20 protein-coding genes are annotated in these 17,329 nt (G+C 63.5%); 5 read left to right on the forward strand and 15 right to left on the reverse strand.

Features of this window, described 5'->3' with window-relative positions; all coding sequences use genetic code 11:
• Nucleotides 1-7 precede the first annotated feature (7 nt).
• On the reverse strand, nucleotides 8-940 hold the full coding sequence (locus FJW03_RS23105) for a LysR substrate-binding domain-containing protein (RefSeq protein WP_140766815.1): 933 nt from the start codon (nucleotides 938-940) through the stop codon (nucleotides 8-10).
• 167 nt (nucleotides 941-1,107) lie between these two features.
• Here FJW03_RS23105 and FJW03_RS23110 point away from each other — a divergent pair, with 167 nt between their 5' ends.
• A complete protein-coding gene (locus FJW03_RS23110) occupies nucleotides 1,108-1,347 on the forward strand; it encodes a hypothetical protein (RefSeq protein ID WP_140766816.1) in 240 nt (79 codons plus the stop codon).
• Nucleotides 1,348-1,592: 245 nt separating this feature from the next.
• On the opposite strand, the gene FJW03_RS23115 is transcribed toward FJW03_RS23110, so the two are convergent.
• On the reverse strand, nucleotides 1,593-2,129 hold the full coding sequence (locus FJW03_RS23115) for a L,D-transpeptidase family protein (protein WP_181173347.1): 537 nt from the start codon (nucleotides 2,127-2,129) through the stop codon (nucleotides 1,593-1,595).
• Nucleotides 2,130-2,272: 143 nt separating this feature from the next.
• Between FJW03_RS23115 and FJW03_RS23120 the strand changes: the two genes are divergently transcribed.
• Both FJW03_RS23120 and FJW03_RS23125 read left to right on the forward strand, forming a co-directional pair.
• The gene (locus tag FJW03_RS23120; protein ID WP_140612477.1) at nucleotides 2,273-2,956 is read left to right on the forward strand and encodes a response regulator transcription factor; all 684 of its coding nucleotides are present in this window, start codon (nucleotides 2,273-2,275) and stop codon (nucleotides 2,954-2,956) included.
• A gap of 121 nt (nucleotides 2,957-3,077) precedes the next feature.
• Nucleotides 3,078-3,539 (forward strand): cyclic nucleotide-binding domain-containing protein, encoded by a 462-nt coding sequence (locus FJW03_RS23125; protein WP_140766818.1) that lies wholly within the window; start codon nucleotides 3,078-3,080, stop codon nucleotides 3,537-3,539.
• Between the two features lie 69 nt (nucleotides 3,540-3,608).
• Here the strand turns inward: FJW03_RS23125 and FJW03_RS23130 are convergent, their stop codons facing one another.
• The 7 genes from FJW03_RS23130 to tesB all read right to left on the reverse strand — a co-directional run bounded on the left by FJW03_RS23130 (nucleotide 3,609) and on the right by tesB (nucleotide 11,797).
• Nucleotides 3,609-4,415 carry an exodeoxyribonuclease III gene (locus FJW03_RS23130; protein WP_140612473.1) on the reverse strand — a complete coding sequence of 269 codons (807 nt, stop codon included), beginning with the start codon at nucleotides 4,413-4,415 and terminating at the stop codon, nucleotides 3,609-3,611.
• 266 nt (nucleotides 4,416-4,681) lie between these two features.
• Nucleotides 4,682-5,362: an outer-membrane lipoprotein carrier protein LolA gene (locus FJW03_RS23135; RefSeq protein ID WP_140766836.1), complete on the reverse strand. Its 681-nt coding sequence runs from the start codon at nucleotides 5,360-5,362 to the stop codon at nucleotides 4,682-4,684.
• A 134-nt stretch (nucleotides 5,363-5,496) separates the two neighbouring features.
• Entirely contained in the window at nucleotides 5,497-8,160 is a 2,664-nt protein-coding gene (locus tag FJW03_RS23140) for a DNA translocase FtsK (protein ID WP_140766819.1), read from the reverse strand.
• Nucleotides 8,161-8,369: 209 nt separating this feature from the next.
• Nucleotides 8,370-8,651 (reverse strand): hypothetical protein, encoded by a 282-nt coding sequence (locus FJW03_RS23145; protein WP_140766820.1) that lies wholly within the window; start codon nucleotides 8,649-8,651, stop codon nucleotides 8,370-8,372.
• Between the two features lie 323 nt (nucleotides 8,652-8,974).
• Nucleotides 8,975-10,330 (reverse strand): ammonium transporter, encoded by a 1,356-nt coding sequence (locus tag FJW03_RS23150; protein WP_140766821.1) that lies wholly within the window; start codon nucleotides 10,328-10,330, stop codon nucleotides 8,975-8,977.
• Nucleotides 10,331-10,361: 31 nt separating this feature from the next.
• Nucleotides 10,362-10,700: a P-II family nitrogen regulator gene (locus FJW03_RS23155; protein ID WP_140697267.1), complete on the reverse strand. Its 339-nt coding sequence runs from the start codon at nucleotides 10,698-10,700 to the stop codon at nucleotides 10,362-10,364.
• Between the two features lie 236 nt (nucleotides 10,701-10,936).
• Complete coding sequence (tesB, locus tag FJW03_RS23160) at nucleotides 10,937-11,797, reverse strand: acyl-CoA thioesterase II (protein ID WP_140612461.1); 861 nt, start codon at nucleotides 11,795-11,797, stop codon at nucleotides 10,937-10,939.
• A gap of 99 nt (nucleotides 11,798-11,896) precedes the next feature.
• Here tesB and FJW03_RS23165 point away from each other — a divergent pair, with 99 nt between their 5' ends.
• Nucleotides 11,897-13,156, forward strand: coding sequence for a ubiquinone biosynthesis hydroxylase (locus FJW03_RS23165; RefSeq protein ID WP_140766822.1), 1,260 nt, complete (start codon nucleotides 11,897-11,899; stop codon nucleotides 13,154-13,156).
• Between the two features lie 215 nt (nucleotides 13,157-13,371).
• Here the strand turns inward: FJW03_RS23165 and FJW03_RS23170 are convergent, their stop codons facing one another.
• The 3 genes from FJW03_RS23170 to FJW03_RS23180 all read right to left on the reverse strand — a co-directional run bounded on the left by FJW03_RS23170 (nucleotide 13,372) and on the right by FJW03_RS23180 (nucleotide 14,675).
• The gene (locus tag FJW03_RS23170) at nucleotides 13,372-13,899 is read right to left on the reverse strand and encodes a hypothetical protein (RefSeq protein ID WP_140766823.1); all 528 of its coding nucleotides are present in this window, start codon (nucleotides 13,897-13,899) and stop codon (nucleotides 13,372-13,374) included.
• A gap of 195 nt (nucleotides 13,900-14,094) precedes the next feature.
• The gene (locus FJW03_RS23175; RefSeq protein WP_140766824.1) at nucleotides 14,095-14,451 is read right to left on the reverse strand and encodes a YciI family protein; all 357 of its coding nucleotides are present in this window, start codon (nucleotides 14,449-14,451) and stop codon (nucleotides 14,095-14,097) included.
• The gene (locus FJW03_RS23180; RefSeq protein WP_140766825.1) at nucleotides 14,448-14,675 is read right to left on the reverse strand and encodes a hypothetical protein; all 228 of its coding nucleotides are present in this window, start codon (nucleotides 14,673-14,675) and stop codon (nucleotides 14,448-14,450) included. The genes FJW03_RS23175 and FJW03_RS23180 overlap by 4 nt, the downstream gene beginning before the upstream one ends.
• Nucleotides 14,676-14,895: 220 nt before the next feature.
• Between FJW03_RS23180 and FJW03_RS23185 the strand changes: the two genes are divergently transcribed.
• Nucleotides 14,896-15,321: an OsmC family protein gene (locus tag FJW03_RS23185; RefSeq protein WP_140766826.1), complete on the forward strand. Its 426-nt coding sequence runs from the start codon at nucleotides 14,896-14,898 to the stop codon at nucleotides 15,319-15,321.
• Between the two features lie 51 nt (nucleotides 15,322-15,372).
• Here the strand turns inward: FJW03_RS23185 and FJW03_RS23190 are convergent, their stop codons facing one another.
• The 3 genes from FJW03_RS23190 to FJW03_RS23200 all read right to left on the reverse strand — a co-directional run bounded on the left by FJW03_RS23190 (nucleotide 15,373) and on the right by FJW03_RS23200 (nucleotide 17,327).
• Nucleotides 15,373-16,002 carry a YceH family protein gene (locus FJW03_RS23190; protein ID WP_140766827.1) on the reverse strand — a complete coding sequence of 210 codons (630 nt, stop codon included), beginning with the start codon at nucleotides 16,000-16,002 and terminating at the stop codon, nucleotides 15,373-15,375.
• 107 nt (nucleotides 16,003-16,109) lie between these two features.
• Nucleotides 16,110-16,889, reverse strand: coding sequence for a succinate dehydrogenase iron-sulfur subunit (locus FJW03_RS23195; protein ID WP_140766828.1), 780 nt, complete (start codon nucleotides 16,887-16,889; stop codon nucleotides 16,110-16,112).
• Nucleotides 16,890-17,327: a DUF3052 family protein gene (locus tag FJW03_RS23200; protein WP_140697337.1), complete on the reverse strand. Its 438-nt coding sequence runs from the start codon at nucleotides 17,325-17,327 to the stop codon at nucleotides 16,890-16,892.
• Nucleotides 17,328-17,329 lie beyond the last annotated feature (2 nt).

A 17,329-nucleotide genomic window follows, 5' to 3' on the forward strand; every position in this document is an offset into this window, starting at 1 on the left:
GGCCGGCCTACCCCTTGTCCGTGGCGCGCGTCCTGGCCACCTCATCGAGGATCCATTCGCGGAAGGCGACGATGCGGGGATCGTCAGCCGCCGCTTTGGGATAGACAAGGAAGTAGGCGTATTCGGGGGCAACCTTGATGCTGAGCTCGAGGGCCGCACCAGCCGGCCCCTCGGAAAGGTCGTTTGCCACCATGGCGAAATCGGCGAGCGCGACGGCATTGCCGTGGAGCGCTGCCTGGACCGCATCCGTGGATGTGCCGAAGACGACGGTGCGGCTGTCGTCGAAATCGTTGATGCCGGCCGCCGCCATCCACATGCGCCAGTTCGGCCATGTCACGCCCTGACGCGTCCACTCGATATGGGCAAGCGTGTGCTGGAAAAGATCGCGCGGCTCGCGCAGGGGCGGCCCCGACGTCAAAAGGCCCGGGCTGCACACCGGAATGATGATGTTGTCGAACAGGCGGTGCGCGCAAAGCCCGGGATATTTGCCCGCGCCGAAGCGGATGCCGACATCGACATCGTCAAGATCGAAGTCGCGCAGCCCGTAGGCGATGTCGAACCTGAGCTCGATGCCTGGCCTCTGCTTGCGGAAATCCTCGACGCGCCGCATCAGCCATTTCGCCGCGAACTGCGCGTCCAGCGTCACCTTCAGAAATTCCGTTCCGCGCGCCATCTTGCGCGCCCGCATGGCGGCCCTGCCGAGCAGGTCGAGCGCATCGGTCGCGGCTTCGAACAGCACCGTGCCCGCCTCCGTCAGCCGGATGGTGCGGCTGGTGCGCGTGAAAAGCACGATGCCAAGCTGATCCTCGATTTCCTTGATCTGATGGCTGACGGCCGCCGGCGTCAGGCCAAGTTCGTCGGCGGCGCGGGTGAAATTGAGGTGGCGGGCCGCCGCCTCGAGCGTCCTCAGCGCCCGCGTCCCCGGCAGCAGGGCCGCCATCAGCGCGTGAACTCCGCAAAGCGGCTCATGACGTCTCTTCGATCCTCAAAGAAAACTTGATAATCGGAAAAAAACTACTCGTTTCCTCCCAGGATTTCAATCGGGCATGATGTGAACATCGGAACACTATCAAACCGGATTTGAAGCCCGGAAGAACGGATTACATCATGTCTCACATCGCTCTCCACCCCGCTTATGCCGCCCGGCCGGGCTGGCTATCGGCGATCCGTGACTGGCTGCGTCAAGCCAGGGTGGCGGTCAGCCTTCCGCACCAGAACGTCGAGGATCTGTCCGACCGCCAGCTGCGCGACATCGGCGCTGGCCGCAAGGACATCGCCCGGGCCATGGACCGCGAGATCGGCCGGCTCGGCCTTCTCGACATCGGCTGGCAGCAGCCAAGAAGGTAAGGGAATAGGGCAGTAAGGCAATACGGCAGTAGGGAAAGCCAGGCCAGCAACGAAGACCCTTCTACTGCCCTACTGCCCTACTGCCCTACTGCCCTACTGCCCTACTGCCCTACTGCCCTACTGCCCTACTGCCCTACTGCCCTACTGCCCTACTGCCCTACTGCCCTACTGCCCTACTGCCCTACTGCCCTACTGCCCTACTGCCCTACTGCCCTACTGCCCTACTGCCCTACTGCCCTACTGCCCTACCTCACCACCCGCATCACCGTACGATCCGACAGCAGCGGCAGCAGCCGCGCCATCGTGCGCGCGGTGACGGCGACGCAGCCTTGCGTCGGCGTGAAATCGGCGCGCGCCAGGTGGAAGAAGATGGCGCTGCCGCGTCCCCTGCGGCGCGGCGCGATGTTCCAGTCGAGCACGAGGCAGGCGTCATAGAGCCGATCGTCACGCCGCATGCGTTCATGGCTGGCGCCATAGGGAATCCTGACCGGACGGTTGTAGTTGCGGTCGTCTGGTACCTCGCACCAGCCGAGATCGGGGCCGATCGGCGCCATCGCCAGGCGGGTTTTGCGGCCGGCGGCAAACTGATCCCCCCGGAAATAGCCCGCCAGGATGCGCATCGAGCCAAGCGGCGTGGCGCCATCGCCTTCGCGCTTGTCAGCCGTGATGCCGCCGCGCCCCAATGCGCACGCAAACACCGTTTTTCCGGCCTGCAGCAGGCCCTGAGTTGGATGACCGGGCCTCGGCCGCACGGTCAGCACACGCAGCCCTTTCGGCAAAATTGCGCCAGCTGCATTGCGCGCGCGTTTTTTCTTGTATGATCGTGCCACGGAACAAATCACTGTGATCGGCTGTTGTGCCGATCAGCTTCCGCATAAATAGGCAGCGGTCAACAGAATTTCTTTTCAAAACAACGGATTGATCCATGACTTCACGCACCATCCTGATCGTCGACGACGATGACGACCTGCGCGGCACACTGGTCGAGCAATTGTCCCTCTACGAGGAATTCGACGTGCTGCAGGAATCGACTGCGGCAAAAGGCGTCACCGCGGCGCGCGGCGGCCTCGTCGACCTGCTCATCATGGATGTCGGCCTGCCTGACATGGATGGCCGCGAGGCGGTGAAGATCCTGCGCAAGGGCGGCTACAAGGCGCCGATCATCATGCTGACCGGCCACGACACCGATTCGGACACGATTCTCGGTCTCGAGGCCGGCGCCAACGACTATGTGACCAAGCCGTTCCGCTTCGCGGTGCTTCTGGCGCGCATCCGTGCGCAGCTGCGCCAGCATGAGCAGAGCGAGGATGCCACCTTCTCGGTCGGCCCCTACACATTCAAGCCCAGCCAGAAACTGCTCATCGACCCGCGCGGCGGCAAGGTGCGGCTGACGGAAAAGGAGGCATCGATCATCAAATATCTCTACCGCGCCGACCAGAAGGTGGTGACGCGCGACGTGCTGCTGGAGGAAGTGTGGGGATACAACTCCGGCGTCACCACGCACACGCTGGAAACCCATGTCTACCGCTTGCGCCAGAAGATCGAGCGCGATCCTTCCAATGCCGAAATTCTTGTGACAGAAAGCGGCGGCTACAAGCTGGTTCCTTAAACATTTCACTATCCAATAGGCGGTCTGGGCGGAGCCGCTTTCGGATACGATCCGGTTGGAGGGGGATTCTGGATCGTACCGCAAAGGAGGGACTGGACTGACCGTTCGGGGACACAGCTAGATGGCGCTGGATGACGACATCCGCATCCTGTCCGCCGTGAGGCTTTTCGAAGGCTTCACGCAGGAACAGTTGCGCCTGCTCGCCTTCGGCGCCGAAACCACTTTCTTGCAGGCCGACCACAAGCTCTATCGCGAGGACGACATGGCCGACTCGGCCTACATCGTCGTCAGCGGGCGTATCGTGCTCTATCGCGAGCAGAGCCGTGGCGAGCGCATCCCGCTAGGCACAGTCGGCCCCGGCACGATGCTCAGCGAACTGGCGTTGATCGCCGATACCAACCGGCTGACCAGCGCGTCGGCCGAAATCGACTCGGAAGTGATCCGGCTCAGCCGCAAGATGTTCCGCCGCATCCTGGAGGAATATCCGGAAGTGGCGGTGAAACTCCACCAGCGCATCCTGGAGGATTTTCAGGCCATGATCCGCCGCATCGAGCAATTGGCGCCGCGATTTACGAGCGAGTGAAAGCGCGGCAAATATAAATCCTGTTAAGTCAGCAGGACAGGGGGGTGGAGGACCGCTGTCTTCCGCAGGTTAATCCAGATCGAAGCGCGCGATGACCGGCACATGGTCCGACGGCCGATCCCAGCCGCGCGCCGCCCTCAGGATTTCGTAGCCGGCGAAATCGGGCACCAGGTTTGGTGACGACCAGACATGGTCGAGCCGCCGGCCGCGATTGGAAAGCTCCCAGTCCTGCGCGCGATAACTCCACCAGGTGTAGAGCTTCTGTTCGAGCGGCACGTTGAGCCGCATGAGGTCGACCCAGTTGCCGGCCAGCCGCATCGCTTCGAAGTTCTCGGTCTCGACCGGCGTATGGCTGACCACGTTGAGCAGTTGCTTGTGCGACCAGACATCGTGTTCGAGCGGCGCGATGTTGAGATCGCCGACCAGGATCGAGCCCGACACCTCGTTGTGCTCGGCGCGGATGGCGTTCATCTCGGCGACGAAATCGAGCTTGTGCCTGAACTTCTTGTTGATCTCCGGGTCTGGTTCGTCGCCGCCCGCCGGAACGTAGAAATTGTGCAGCAGGATCGCTTTGCCGCCGGCCCGCACCGTCACCGACAGATGCCGGCTGTCCTCGATCTCGCAGAAGCGGCGCTTCTCGACCACCTCGATCGGTCGCCGCGCCACCGTCGCAACACCGTGATAGCCCTTCTGGCCATGGAAGGCGATGTGCTGGTAGCCGAGCCTGCGAAAGGCCTTTTCGGGAAACAGTTCATCGGGGACTTTCGTCTCCTGCAGGCAAAGCACATCGGGCGCGTACTCATCCAGCAGGCGCTCGACGATCGGCATGCGCAGGCGAACGGAGTTGATGTTCCAGGTGGCGATGGAAAAGGGCATGCGGCGGGTCCGACAAAGATCAAACTACTGCCAGCCGCGCGTCACAAAGACAAGTACTGCAATATCAGAGGCCAGCGCGGCCTCCCTGCCGGGCATTTCTCCCCGTGAACGGCGAGCAGGAGGCTGGCCGCGACCCCGGCATCTTTCTGGCAGCGCTGGCAATTAAGCGAGACCGTCGGCGACTTCTCCTCGTTTACGGGAGAAGATGGCGGCAGCCAGATGAAGGGCAGCGCCGACGTCCAAAAGCTTTCCGCAGAGATTGCAGATTACCTGGTCTTGGTGTTAAGCTCGCGGTTCGCGGTATAGTCGATGGCGAAGGTGTCGGGGGCGAAACTGACGCCTTCCTTGGTGTTGAAGATCATCACCGTCGTGTCCTTGCCTTGCGCATCGGTAATCGTCCACTGGCGCAGGTCAAAGGTTTTCGGGTCGAACATCATGGTGATCCGCGCATTGCCGAACACCGACTTGTCGGCGAGCTGAATGGTGGTGAGATCGTCCTCTTCCTTGACGCTCTTGACGCGGTCGCCCGACAGGTCGATCCGGTCGTCGAGCAGCAGTTTCAGCGGTGTCTTCGACAGTGGATAAAGGTCTGACGTGTTCAGCTTCTTGTTGAGGATGACCACCGACTTGCCGTCCGAAATCACCCGGAAATTCGACGCTCCGTCATAGTTGAAGCGAATCTTGCCAGGCCGTTCCAGAAAGAACTTGCCGCCGGTCTGCTCGCCCTTTGGGCCGAACTGGACAAATTCGCCGCTCATCGATTTGACCGCGGAAAAATGGTCGGCGATCTTCTGCGCGGCCGCCGGCACGGCAGCCTGCGCCGAGGCCAGCAACTCGAATCCAGGCACCACATTGAGGGCTGCGGCACCCACGAACACCAGGCCAAGGCCAAGCAGCCGGCGTCGGGTCGTGGCAAGATCGCTGAGCGCTGAAAGATCATTTTTCATATCGGTCACTCTCATCTGATTCCTGATTTAGTCGCTGTCCTGGACCCCCAGTTGGGCTGAAGTTTGGCGGGCCGAACGCTGCCCAGTCGCTTGAACGCGCCAGAGGGTTCAAAGTTGCCGTGGGTTCCCCGCCGTCAGAACTTATCCTCTTCGGTCGGTACCAGGATTTCGCGTTTTCCCGCATGGTTGGCCGGGCCGACAATGCCTTCCTTCTCCATCTTTTCTATGATCGAGGCGGCGCGGTTGTAGCCGATGCCGAGACGGCGCTGGATGTAGCTAGTGGACGCCTTGCCGTCGCGCAACACCACCGCGACGGCCTGATCGTAGGGGTCGTCGGAATCCTCGAAATTGCCGCCGCCACCGCCGCCTCCGGAACCGCCCTTGCCGGACGGCTCGTCGTCATCTTCGCCGTCGTCCTCGGTGATGGCGTCGAGATATTCCGGCACGCCCTGCAGCTTCAGGTGCCCGACGATCTTCTCGACCTCGTCGTCGGAGACGAAGGGGCCGTGCACGCGCTGGATGCGGCCGCCGCCGGCCATGTAGAGCATGTCGCCCATGCCGAGCAGCTGTTCGGCGCCCTGCTCGCCAAGGATGGTGCGGCTGTCGATCTTCGACGTCACCTGGAAGGAGATGCGGGTCGGGAAATTGGCCTTGATCGTGCCCGTGATGACGTCGACCGACGGGCGTTGCGTGGCCATGATGACGTGGATGCCGGCGGCACGCGCCATCTGCGCAAGGCGCTGCACCGCGCCCTCGATGTCCTTGCCCGCGACCATCATCAGGTCGGCCATTTCGTCGATGATGACGACGATATAGGGCATCGGCTCGAGATCGAGATCCTCGGTCTCATAGATCGCCTCGCCGGTCTGGCGGTCGAAGCCGGTCTGCACCGTGCGTGAAATCTTCTCGCCTTTTTTCTCCGCCTGTTGGACGCGTGCGTTAAAACCGTCGATGTTGCGCACGCCGACCTTGGACATCTTGCGGTAGCGGTCCTCCATCTCGCGCACGGTCCATTTCAGCGCCACCACCGCCTTCTTTGGATCGGTGACGACCGGCGTCAGAAGATGCGGGATGCCGTCATAGACCGAGAGCTCCAGCATCTTCGGGTCGATCATGATCAGCCGGCATTCCTGCGGCGTGAGCCGGTAGAGCAGCGACAGGATCATGGTGTTGATGGCGACCGACTTGCCCGAGCCGGTGGTGCCGGCGACCAGCACGTGCGGCATCTTGGCGATATCGACGATAACCGCCTCGCCATTGATGGTCTTGCCCAGCGCCAGAGCCAGCTTGGCCTTGGTCGTCTCGAAATCGCGGCTGGCCATGATCTCCCTGAGATAGACCGTCTCGCGCTTCGCATTCGGCAGTTCGATGCCGATGGCGTTGCGGCCGGGCACGACCGCGACGCGGCAGGCGATCGCGCTCATCGAGCGGGCGATATCGTCGGACAGGCCGATGACGCGCGACGACTTGATGCCGGGCGCCGGTTCGAGCTCGTAGAGGGTGACGACCGGGCCGGGGCGAACGGCAATGATCTCGCCCTTGACGCCGAAATCCTCCAGCACGCCTTCGAGCAGCCGCGCATTCTGTTCCAGCGCATCCTTGGACAGGCTCGGGTCGCGCGCCACGTTCTTCGGTTCGGACAGGAAGTGCAGCGACGGCATCTCGAACTTGTCCTCGCCGATCAGCGAGGTCTGCGCCTCACGCTGGACGCGCGCGCCGGGCGCCGGGCGAGGCGCCGGCGCCTCGACGCGGGTGGCGGCGTCGGAACGGAACTGCTGCACCCCGGCCGTGGGGGCCGCACGGCGCTGGGCGACAGGCTCGTCGTCGAAATCCATGTCTTCACCGTCGCGGCCGAAGACGTCGTCATCGTCCGGATCGACGGAAACGCTGCGGTCGTTGACCATGGCGGCGAAGAATTCCGGCTCGACGCGGGCGCGGCCATCCTGGCTCATCCGCTGCTCGGCGAACTCGGCCGATTCGACCCGTTCGGCGGCGCGGCGCCAGGCGCTGGCGCGCGGCTGCATCTCCGGCTCATATTCGTCGCGCTCCTGCCGGCGGCGCACCGCGCGCCGGTGCATCCACGCGCGGAACGAGAGCCACCAATGGGTGATGGCGCCGAGCGCCAATATGCCTTCGTCACCCTCATCCTCGTCATTGTCGAACAGAAGCTCGTCCTCGCGCGGATCGGCGGCGGCCGGCTCCTCCATGACGGCGAAGCCGTTCTTGCGTCCGATCAGTGCCGAGCCATAGGCGAACAGCCAGAGCGCCGGTGCTGCCAGCAACACGGCGAGCACGCTGGCGATCAGCCCGGTCGGATAACCGCCGATAAGAACGCCGGGAATCTTGAGCACCATGTCGCCGAACACGCCGCCGAGGCCGGTGGGCAGCGGCCAGGTCTTGGGTGGAACGATGCAGCCGGCGATCGCGGCGGCGAGCAGCGCGAAGCCGAACCAGAACAGCCCGCGCTTGGGCAGCCTGTCGACGCCGCGCGCCGAAAACAGGAGGTATCCCCAGATCACCGCCGGAACCAGCGCGGCAACCGCGGCGAGACCGAAGAACTGCATGGCAAGATCGGAGAACACCGCGCCGGCATAGCCCATGGCGTTGGTGACGGTGTTGTTCGTGGCATGCGAGAAGCTTGGATCGGCAACGTTCCAGGTGGCGAGGCTGGCGATCCCGAAGGCCACAGCCAGGAACAGGCCGGCGCCGACAAGCCGGCCGACCTGGCGCCTCGCGAAAGCCTGGATACCGTGCCCCGTATCGGTCAGCGCGAGCGGTGCTGAAGCCCCTGAACGCATGCTCTTCCCCGTCAGTGATTGCCTGGCCGGAGCGCATGACGCACTCCGGCAGATTCGAGGGCCAGACTATGCGTGGGAAGGTTAAGGGCGCATTAACTATAAGGCCGCCGATGGTTACCCCCTCTGCTACAGAGAACTTCTGGGCCTGGCACCCGCAGAAAATGGCGGGCGCCCTGGCCCGCCATCCGTTCGGGTGGATCAGGCGGCGCTTACTTGCTGGCGCCGCCAAGGGCGCGCACATTGGCGCAGAACTCGGCATGCGGCTTGCTCATCGCCGCGTCGTTGCACTCCTTGATCATGGCGTCCTGCTTTTCCTTCGGCATGGCCATGAAGGCCGCCTTGAATTCTTCCATGGGCTTCATGGTTTTCATGCTGGAATCGGTAAAGAAAGGCGACATGTCGACTGGACTGTCGAGAGCGCCGCCAGCCAAAGCCATGCCGCTGATCATGGAAAGTGCCAGTGCCCCGAGGCAGATATTCTTGAGGTTCATGAAAAATTCCTTCCCTGTGTTGTACAGACGAACGCCAGGACGACGATCGCCTCCACAGTTCGGGCCAAGGCAGTGGATGTTTCTTTCAAAAATCCTTTTCACGCCAACGTGATTGCGCGAATCCAGGCGCGGCCGGGACGAATTTCTCAAAAAAGAGGCCCGGATGCGATCCGGGCCTCAAGGCGTGAGCTCCTTGCGGAGCGTCACGACGGGATTCTTTTTCAGGCAATTCCGGGAAAAGCATGCAGCGCTTCATCGCCCGGAAATGCGCGGAGATATGGCCGGCGGGAGGAGGATCCGCCGGTCCATTGGCGAGGCGGGCCTTACGGCACCACTTCGCCATGCTGGGTGACGTCGAGGCCTTCGACTTCCTCCTGGCCGGATGGACGCAGGCCGACGAGCGCCTTGACGATGTAGAGGATCACGAAGGTGACGATCGCAGTCCACAGAATGGTGAAGACGATGCCATAGAGTTGGGTGGCGACCGATGCGCCCTTGCCGAGCGCGTTGATGGCCGGATCGGCGAGCGCGCCGGTGAGCAGCGCACCCACGATACCGCCGACGCCATGCACGCCGAAGGCGTCGAGCGAGTCGTCATAGCCGAAAATATGCTTCACCTTGACCGCCGAGATGTAGCAGACGACGCCTGCGACGATGCCGACGACGAAGGCGCCCGTCGGGTTGACGAAGCCGGAAGCGGGCGTCACCGCGACCAGGCCGGCGACGGCGCCTGAGATGATGCCGAGCACCGATGGCTTCTTGGCGATGATCCATTCGGCGAACATCCAGGCAAGCGCCGCCGCCGCGGTCGCGACCTGCGTGTTCATCATGGCCGCACCGGCAAGCCCGTCCGCCGCCAGTTCCGAGCCGGCGTTGAAGCCGAACCAGCCCACCCACAGCAGTGAAGCGCCGATCACCGAATAGACCAGGTTGTGCGGCGCCATGTTGGTGGTGCCGTAGCCTTCACGCTTGCCCAGCACCAGTGCGCAGACCAGGCCCGCGACACCGGCGTTGATGTGGACGACCGTGCCGCCGGCAAAGTCGAGCACGCCCGCCGTGCCAAGGAAGCCGCCGCCCCACACCCAATGCGCGATCGGCGCGTAGACGAACACCAACCACAGCGCCATGAAGATCAGCAGCGCCGAGAACTTCATGCGCTCGGCGAAGGCGCCGACGATCAGCGCCGGCGTGATTATGGCGAACGTCATCTGGAACATCGAGAAGACGAATTCGGGAATGTTGGCCACACCCGGCGCCCACAGCGTCGCGGTGGTGATGCCGTGATGGAAGAACTTCGAGAAGCCGCCGAGATAGGCATTCATGCCGCCACCGTCGGAGAAGGCCAGCGAGTAGCCGAACATGAACCAAAGCACCGTCACCAAACAGGTGATGGCGAAGCTTTGCATGATCGTGGCGAGCACGTTCTTCTTGCGCACCATGCCGCCGTAGAACAGCGCCAGGCCTGGAATCGTCATCATCAGCACGAGCGCCGTCGAGGTCAGCATCCAGGCGGTGTTGCCGGTGTCGAGCACCGGGGTCGGGGCGGCGGCCGGCGCGGCCGCTGCGGCGGCGGGAGCGGCCTCTTGGGCGAAGGCGGCGACCGTGCCCAAGGCTGCGAGAGTGAGCGTACCCAAAAGGGCCGCCCGTCCCGTAGTCTTCAAGATGGAAGAAATATTCATTGAACTCTCCATTGGAATACGTGTCCGGCGCTTAGAGTGCGTCGCTGTCTGTTTCGCCGGTGCGGATGCGCACCGCCTGGTCGATGCCGAAAACGAAGATCTTGCCGTCGCCGATCTGGCCGGTCTTGGCGGCTGCGGTGATGGCCTCGACGGCCTTGTCGACCACGTCGGCGCTGACCGCGACCTCGATCTTGATCTTCGGCAGGAAGCTGACCGCGTATTCCGCCCCGCGATAGATTTCCGTATGCCCCTTCTGACGCCCGTAGCCTTTGACTTCGGTGACGGTCAGGCCCTGGATGCCGACGGCGGTAAGCGCTTCGCGCACCTCGTCGAGCTTGAACGGCTTGATGATTGCCATCACGATTTTCATAAGGTTTCACCCTTTGCTGTTGCGGTCCCCCGCGTTTGCACGACTGCACCGATCCCGAGGAGCCGGAGAGTGCCCCCAAGGATTCAAGCTCCGTGCCAAGTGCCGAAGCAGCATGTTAACCTGTTGTAAACAAAGGAAATGGATGGGCCGCAGCCAGCAGGTGCCGGAGCCTGCGGCATGCCGCATGCTTAAAATTTATGCAATTTTTTGGAAATGCCTATTTCGCCGGCTTCCGATCAACGCTTGAGCCGGATCAAACCTTCCTGGGCCATCGAGGCGATCAGCGTGCCGTCGCGTGCATAGAGCATGCCGCGGCTGAAGCCGCGCGATCCCGAGCTCGACGGGCTGTCCTGCGCATAGAGCAGCCAGCCGTCGAGCGAATGCGGCCGGTGGAACCACATCGAATGGTCGAGGCTCGCCGCCTGGATGTCTGGATCGAACAGGCCGCGCCCATGCGCGAAGGTCGAGGTATCGAGCAGCGTCATGTCCGAGAGATAGGCGAGCAGCACCGATTGCAGCGCGCGGTCGTCGGGAACCGGTCCGGCTAGCCGGATCCAGACATTCTGCCGGGGCGGCAGCTTGTCGCGGCTCTCATAGTGTTCGAGGTTGACCGGCCGCAGCTCCAGCGGCCGCTCCCGTGCCCAGAACCGTCGAACGGCTTCCGGCACCCGGTCGGCCGTTTCGAGCAGCTGGCGCTGCGTCTTCAGTCCTTCCGGGGGCGGCACGTCGTCGGGCAGCGCGAATTGATGCTCCAGCCCCTTCTCGTCGACCTGGAACGAGGCTTCCAGCGAAAAGATCGCCTGCCCGTGCTGGATCGCAAGCACGCGGCGCGTGGTGAAAGAGCCGCCGTCGCGAATGCGGTCAACCTCGTAGATGATCGGCACCTTGATGTCGCCCGGCCGCATGAAATAGCCGTGCAGTGAATGCACGAAGCGATCGGGCTCCACGGTGCGCTGCGCCGCCACCAGGGCCTGGGCGATCGTCTGGCCGCCGAAGACGCGCTGCCACTCCACCTGGGGGCTGCGACCACGATACAGATTGTGTTCCAGCCTCTCGAGGTCGAGAATGCGCAGAAGCTCGTCCATGGCCGCCGTCATGTTTTGTGACCTCGCCTCAAAATTGCTATGGCGGTTTCCGACAGGAAGAACGAGCCGTCAAGGGCGCAAGCCCGGGCCGGCGCGCAAGGAGCCAAGACAATGGAACGCAAGGCGGACGCCAAGACCAGATCCGGGCTCGATGTTCTCGTCGCTGGCGCCGGCTATGTAGGACTGGCCAGCGCCGTCTCGCTGAAGCAGGCGCGGCCGGGCCTTGCCGTGGCGCTGGTCGATGCCGCACCCGCCGGCGCCTGGCAAAGGGATAGCCGCGCCTCGGCCATAGCCGCGGCTGCCTGCCGCATGCTCGACCAACTTGGCGTGTGGGCCGAGATTGCACCCCACGCGCAGGCGATCACCGAGATGATCATCACCGATTCGCGCAGTTCCGATCCGGTGCGCCCGGTGTTCCTGACCTTCGGCGGCGAGGTCGCGCCGGGCGAGCCCTTCGCGCATATGGTGGCCAACACGATTTTGAACGGCGCCTTGCGCCGCAGGGCCGAAAAGCTCGGCATCGACATTATCGAAGGCGTCGCGGTGCAGGGTTTCGAAACCAACGGCGCCGGCATATCAGTGCATCTCGCCGACGGCGCCACGCTGGCGGCGCGGCTGCTTGTTGCCGCCGACGGTGTCAATTCCAAGCTGCGCGACATGGCCGGCATCAAGACGGTGAAGTGGGAATACGGCCAGTCCGGCATCGTCTGCACCGTGGCGCATGAACGGCCGCACCATGGCCGCGCCGAAGAGCATTTCCTGCCCGCCGGCCCCTTTGCCACGCTGCCGCTCAAGCCGGACGAGGACGGCACCAACCGTTCGTCGATCGTCTGGGTCGAGCGCACGCCCGATGCCGCGGCGCTGGTGTCCGGCGACGATCTCGTCTTCGAGCAAGAGCTCGAGCGGCGCTTCGGCCTGAAGCTCGGAGAAATCCGCGTTGCCGACAAGCCGCGCGCCTGGCCGCTCGGCCTCACGCTTGCGCGCGCCTTCGTGGCGCCCCGCATCGCGCTCGCCGGCGACGCCGCCCATGGTATCCACCCGATCGCCGGCCAGGGCCTGAACCTCGGCTTCAAGGACGTGGCGGCACTTGCCGAAGTGATCGTCGAGGCGGACCGGCTCGGCCAGGACATCGGCGCGCTCGACGTGCTGGAGCGCTACCAGCAGTGGCGCCGTTTCGACACGGTGCAGATGGGCGTCACGACAGATGTGCTGAACCGGCTGTTTTCCAACGACATCAGCCCGCTGCGCACTGCCCGCGACATCGGCCTCGGCCTGGTCGAGCGCATGCCGCGCTTGAAGGATTTCTTCATCCGCCAGGCATCGGGGCTATCGGCCAATACGCCGAGGCTGTTGCGAGGCGAGCCGATCTGATCGCCTGGCAATTGGCCGAGGCCTACACGACGTCGTCATCCACGGGCGAAGCGGACGTGCAGACGCGAGGATCCGTTCCGTGATCCTGGTCGAAGAATGCAGCCGAGCACAATTCTGCACCGCTGCAACGCTTATAGGTAATGGAATGAATTCTATGGTCTACGCCGCGTCGCTTCGCTCCTTGCTCCGCCATAGAATGACGAGAAGGCGGGCCCTCAGTTCACCTCGAACCCAAGCTTCTGCCGTAACCTCAACATCCGCTGGTCGGCGACCTTGACTGTTTGCCCGCCGCCCTGGGCGACGCGGTTCAGCATCCTGAGCAGGTCTTCCCGTTCATTCGGGTCGAGACGCTCACGCAGGAACGGCGCCAGCTTGTCGATGACGAGTGTGGTGTCGTCGATCTGTGACGCCGCCCATTTGGCGTATATCACCGCTTCGTCCGCCTTTTTCTTGTCGGCGATGCCAGAGATGACTTCGCGGATGACGGCCTCGCGCTGCGGCAGGACAGGCCCGTTCTCCGAGACGATCGATGTGATCAGCGTCGCGGCGGCCACTACTGGATCGTCGATCGCCGTCAGCGGCGACAGCGCCGCCTGCTTGCGCAGCTTCTTGCGCCGGATGTTGCCTTGCACGCGCCCGACGACATCGGCAACCTCGCGCGCGGCGTCGTTCATGGCCTTCATCCGGTAATACCACAATGCCGCCGCTCCCAGCACGCCAAGGATAGCAATCAGGAACGGCATGCCGAAGTCCCCCAAAATCCCGGCGACGATAGGAGAACTCGAGACTTGCTTCAACACGCAAAAGTTGCGTCAGGTGAAGAATTTCGTGTCCGCGCTGGCAGTGCCGTCAGGGCTCAAGGCTGCTTCGCCGAGTTCCTTCCCAACTTCCGGACGGCAGGACAGAGGGGATGCTGTCCCACCAGCATCCGGCATCTTCTATGATCCCGGTACATCGTAGATCGCCCGCACCTCGATCGTACCGATCTCCGCCAACGGAATCCCGGCGGCGATGTCCAGCGCTTCATCGAGATTGTCGGCCTCGACCATGACGAAGCCGAGCAATTGTTCCTTGGTTTCAGCGAATGGTCCGTCAGTGACCAGCCTCTTGCCTTTGCGGCGGCGCACGGTTGTGGCGGTCTGCACCGATTGCAGCGCCTGTGCGATGATTAGCTTGCCCTCCTGGTCCAAGGACCTGTCATAAGCGAGCGAATCGGCGTTGAGCTTGGCCCCACGCTCCGGGGTCAGCGCATGGAGGTCCTTTTCCTCACCATAGACCAGACAGACATATTTCATTTCCGGCTCCCGTGCTGCGATGAACCATAGGATGCGGTGGCGGGCGTGTCAGCCTTGCCCTCGACCGCCGTTGCTTGGTCGAGAAGGCAGGCCGCGGCCCCGATGATGGCGACGGCCGCAAGCAGCCGGCCGAAACCGGACGCCGCCGGGTCCAGCCAGAAGCCGTCTTGTCGCCCGGGCCTGCGGCGCCGCTCGTGCCAAAGTGCGAAAAGCAGATTGTCCATGTGAACCTCCATCCGGCCACAAGCTTCGTGGCCGCCCGCAGGACGGCCGGACCGGATGGAAGCCGACATTTTCGCACGCGCATTTTTCAGAAAAAATTTGCCACGGGCGCCGATGCCGCGGTTTCCGCTGCGATGGCGCGGTGGCCTTCCCATGCGTCCGCGCTATAGTTGGGAGGAACGCTGGCGCCGGGCCGGCGCAAACGAGGCCAAGGAGACCACCATGGACCGCACCGCAACCGCCGTCTGGAAAGGCAATCTGAAAGAGGGCAAAGGCACGCTCGACAGCCAGAGCGGGACGCTCAAGGGCACGCCCTATTCGTTCAAGGCGCGCTTCGAGGATGAAAGCGGTAAATCCGGCACCAATCCGGAAGAGCTGATCGCGGCCGCCCACGCCGGTTGCTACGCCATGCAGCTTTCGCATTTCCTGGCCGAGAACGGCACGCCCGCCGACGAACTCGATGCCAAGGCCGTGGTGACGCTGGTTCCAGGCACCGGCATCACCGGCAGCGCCATCAAGCTGGTCGGCAAGGTGCCCGGCATCGATGCGGCGAAATTCAAGGAATTGGCCGAGAAGGCCAAGGCCGAATGCCCGGTCTCCAAGGCGCTTGGCGCCATAAAAGTGTCGCTCGACGCCAGGCTGGAGTGATTTGCGTTCTATTTGCCGAGATCGCGTTCCTTCGCGCCAACCTCCGATGAACTAGCCGCCCAGCGCCTCTATCTTGGCCCGCAGCGTCGCGACCTCTTCCTCAAGCGCCCGCACGCGGGCTTCGAGATCGGTATCCTGCACCGGCGGTTGCCAGGGCGTGGCGGCGGCCTGCATCTCGACCGGCCCGCTCATGAGATGCACGTAGCGATCTTCGCGCTGTCCCGGCCCGCGCGGGATTTCCTGGACCAGCGGCGGCCGGCGGCCGATCAGCATGTCGAGCTCAGCGCGCAAATCCTCGATCGACGAAAACCGCGCCATGCGCTCGGCTCGCGCCAGGAGCTCATGCGCCGTCTGCGGTCCGCGCAACAGGAGCAGGCCGAGCAACGCGGTCTGCGGCGTGGTCAGCGAGAAGCGCTGCGCCATCTGATGCTCGTAGCGCTCGACGCGCGAGCCGAACATCTGCCGCACCAGCCCCTTCTGCTCGAGCAGCTTCAGCGCCCGGTGTACCTCGGTCTGCTCCAATGCCATCACCGGCTCGCGTGCCGTCTTCTGGTTGGCGGCGGCCAATGCCGCGTTCAACGTCAGCGGATAGACATCCGGCGTCAGTTCCTTCTTCTCGATCAGGCAGCCGAGCACGCGGGCTTCGCTGGCGTTGAGGATGGGAAGATTTGAGTCGGTCATCGATTAGCTACCCTTTGAGGCCGAGGGACAGCAGCCCCTCTGCCCGGCAGGACAGAGGGGGTTGGAAGGATCGCCGGCGGCGGCGACCGGCCAGCAACCACGTCCTGCTAAACCCGTCTCTCCACCATCATCTTCTTGATTTCGGCAATCGCCTTTGCCGGGTTGAGGCCTTTCGGGCAGGTCTGCGCGCAGTTCATGATGGTATGGCAGCGGTAAAGCCGGAACGGATCCTCCAGATTGTCGAGCCGTTCGCCCTTGGCCTCGTCGCGGCTGTCGATCAGCCAGCGATAGGCCTGCAGCAGCGTTGCCGGACCGAGATAGCGGTCGCCGTTCCACCAGTAGCTCGGGCAGGAGGTCGAGCAGCAGGCGCACAGGATACACTCGTAGAACCCGTCGAGCTTCTCGCGGTCCTCATGGCTCTGCAGCCATTCCTTGGCCGGCGTCGGCGACACCGTCTTCAGCCACGGCTCGATCGAGGCATGCTGGGCATAGAAATTGGTGAGGTCGGGCACCAAATCCTTCACCACCTGCATATGCGGCAGCGGATAGATTTTCACGGCGCCGGAAATGTCCTCGGTGCCCTTGGTGCACGCCAGCGTGTTGGAGCCGTCGATATTCATGGCGCAGGAGCCGCAAATGCCTTCGCGGCAGGAGCGGCGCAAGGTCAGCGTCGGATCGATCTTGTTCTTGATCCAGAGCAGAGCGTCGAGCACCATCGGCCCGCAATCGTCCATGTCGACGAAATAGGTGTCCATGCGCGGATTCTCGTCATCGTCCGGCGACCAGCGGTAGATGCGATATTCCCTGAGATTGGTGGCGCCTTCCGGCTTCGGCCAGGTCTTGCCCTGCTGGATCTTCGAATTCTTGGGGAGCGTCAGTTCGACCATTTACCTCAGGTCCTTTCGGATGACGAGCTTCAGCCCGGACCAGATTTCGTTCACGGCGGCGACCTTGACGTCGACAAGGTCGAGTTTCAGCGCCTCGGCGCGGACCACGGCCTCGGTGACGTCGGTCGGCACTTTCGACGCCTTCTTCGGCCAGGAGACCCAGACCATGCCGTCGCGCTTGATCGCCGTTTCGAGTGCGCCGAGGCGATCCTCGATCTCGGCGCGTTGCTTGGTGAAGGCATGGACGGCATCGTATCTCTGGTGAATGCCCGAGATACCGGACCAGTCGGCCAGCCGGTCGACCGAAGCGAAATTCGCCGCCTCGGCGAGTTCGTCGAGTTCGGGCGGCAGCGCGATGAAGGCAGCGATCATGCCGTCCTTCAGGCCGAGCTTGGCCGGAAGAGGCGTGCCGGAATATCCCGTCGCCGCCAACGCCATCA

Source organism: Mesorhizobium sp. B4-1-4 (assembly GCF_006439395.2).
In the GTDB taxonomy this organism is placed as follows: Bacteria; Pseudomonadota; Alphaproteobacteria; order Rhizobiales; family Rhizobiaceae; genus Mesorhizobium.

What these genes read in the sequence shown, in the direction of transcription:
- FJW03_RS23105 (WP_140766815.1), bottom strand. Translation starts at nt 940, where the DNA reads ATGGCGGCCCTGCTGCCGGGGACGCGGGCGCTGAGGACGCTCGAGGCG.
- FJW03_RS23110 (WP_140766816.1), top strand. Translation starts at nt 1,108, where the DNA reads ATGTCTCACATCGCTCTCCACCCCGCTTATGCCGCCCGGCCGGGCTGG.
- FJW03_RS23120 (WP_140612477.1), top strand. Translation starts at nt 2,273, where the DNA reads ATGACTTCACGCACCATCCTGATCGTCGACGACGATGACGACCTGCGC.
- FJW03_RS23125 (WP_140766818.1), top strand. Translation starts at nt 3,078, where the DNA reads ATGGCGCTGGATGACGACATCCGCATCCTGTCCGCCGTGAGGCTTTTC.
- FJW03_RS23130 (WP_140612473.1), bottom strand. Translation starts at nt 4,415, where the DNA reads ATGCCCTTTTCCATCGCCACCTGGAACATCAACTCCGTTCGCCTGCGC.
- FJW03_RS23135 (WP_140766836.1), bottom strand. Translation starts at nt 5,362, where the DNA reads ATGAAAAATGATCTTTCAGCGCTCAGCGATCTTGCCACGACCCGACGC.
- FJW03_RS23140 (WP_140766819.1), bottom strand. Translation starts at nt 8,160, where the DNA reads ATGCGTTCAGGGGCTTCAGCACCGCTCGCGCTGACCGATACGGGGCAC.
- FJW03_RS23145 (WP_140766820.1), bottom strand. Translation starts at nt 8,651, where the DNA reads ATGAACCTCAAGAATATCTGCCTCGGGGCACTGGCACTTTCCATGATC.
- FJW03_RS23150 (WP_140766821.1), bottom strand. Translation starts at nt 10,330, where the DNA reads ATGAATATTTCTTCCATCTTGAAGACTACGGGACGGGCGGCCCTTTTG.
- FJW03_RS23155 (WP_140697267.1), bottom strand. Translation starts at nt 10,700, where the DNA reads ATGAAAATCGTGATGGCAATCATCAAGCCGTTCAAGCTCGACGAGGTG.
- tesB (WP_140612461.1), bottom strand. Translation starts at nt 11,797, where the DNA reads ATGACGGCGGCCATGGACGAGCTTCTGCGCATTCTCGACCTCGAGAGG.
- FJW03_RS23165 (WP_140766822.1), top strand. Translation starts at nt 11,897, where the DNA reads ATGGAACGCAAGGCGGACGCCAAGACCAGATCCGGGCTCGATGTTCTC.
- FJW03_RS23170 (WP_140766823.1), bottom strand. Translation starts at nt 13,899, where the DNA reads ATGCCGTTCCTGATTGCTATCCTTGGCGTGCTGGGAGCGGCGGCATTG.
- FJW03_RS23175 (WP_140766824.1), bottom strand. Translation starts at nt 14,451, where the DNA reads ATGAAATATGTCTGTCTGGTCTATGGTGAGGAAAAGGACCTCCATGCG.
- FJW03_RS23180 (WP_140766825.1), bottom strand. Translation starts at nt 14,675, where the DNA reads ATGGACAATCTGCTTTTCGCACTTTGGCACGAGCGGCGCCGCAGGCCC.
- FJW03_RS23185 (WP_140766826.1), top strand. Translation starts at nt 14,896, where the DNA reads ATGGACCGCACCGCAACCGCCGTCTGGAAAGGCAATCTGAAAGAGGGC.
- FJW03_RS23190 (WP_140766827.1), bottom strand. Translation starts at nt 16,002, where the DNA reads ATGACCGACTCAAATCTTCCCATCCTCAACGCCAGCGAAGCCCGCGTG.
- FJW03_RS23195 (WP_140766828.1), bottom strand. Translation starts at nt 16,889, where the DNA reads ATGGTCGAACTGACGCTCCCCAAGAATTCGAAGATCCAGCAGGGCAAG.
- FJW03_RS23200 (WP_140697337.1), bottom strand. Translation starts at nt 17,327, where the DNA reads ATGGCGTTGGCGGCGACGGGATATTCCGGCACGCCTCTTCCGGCCAAG.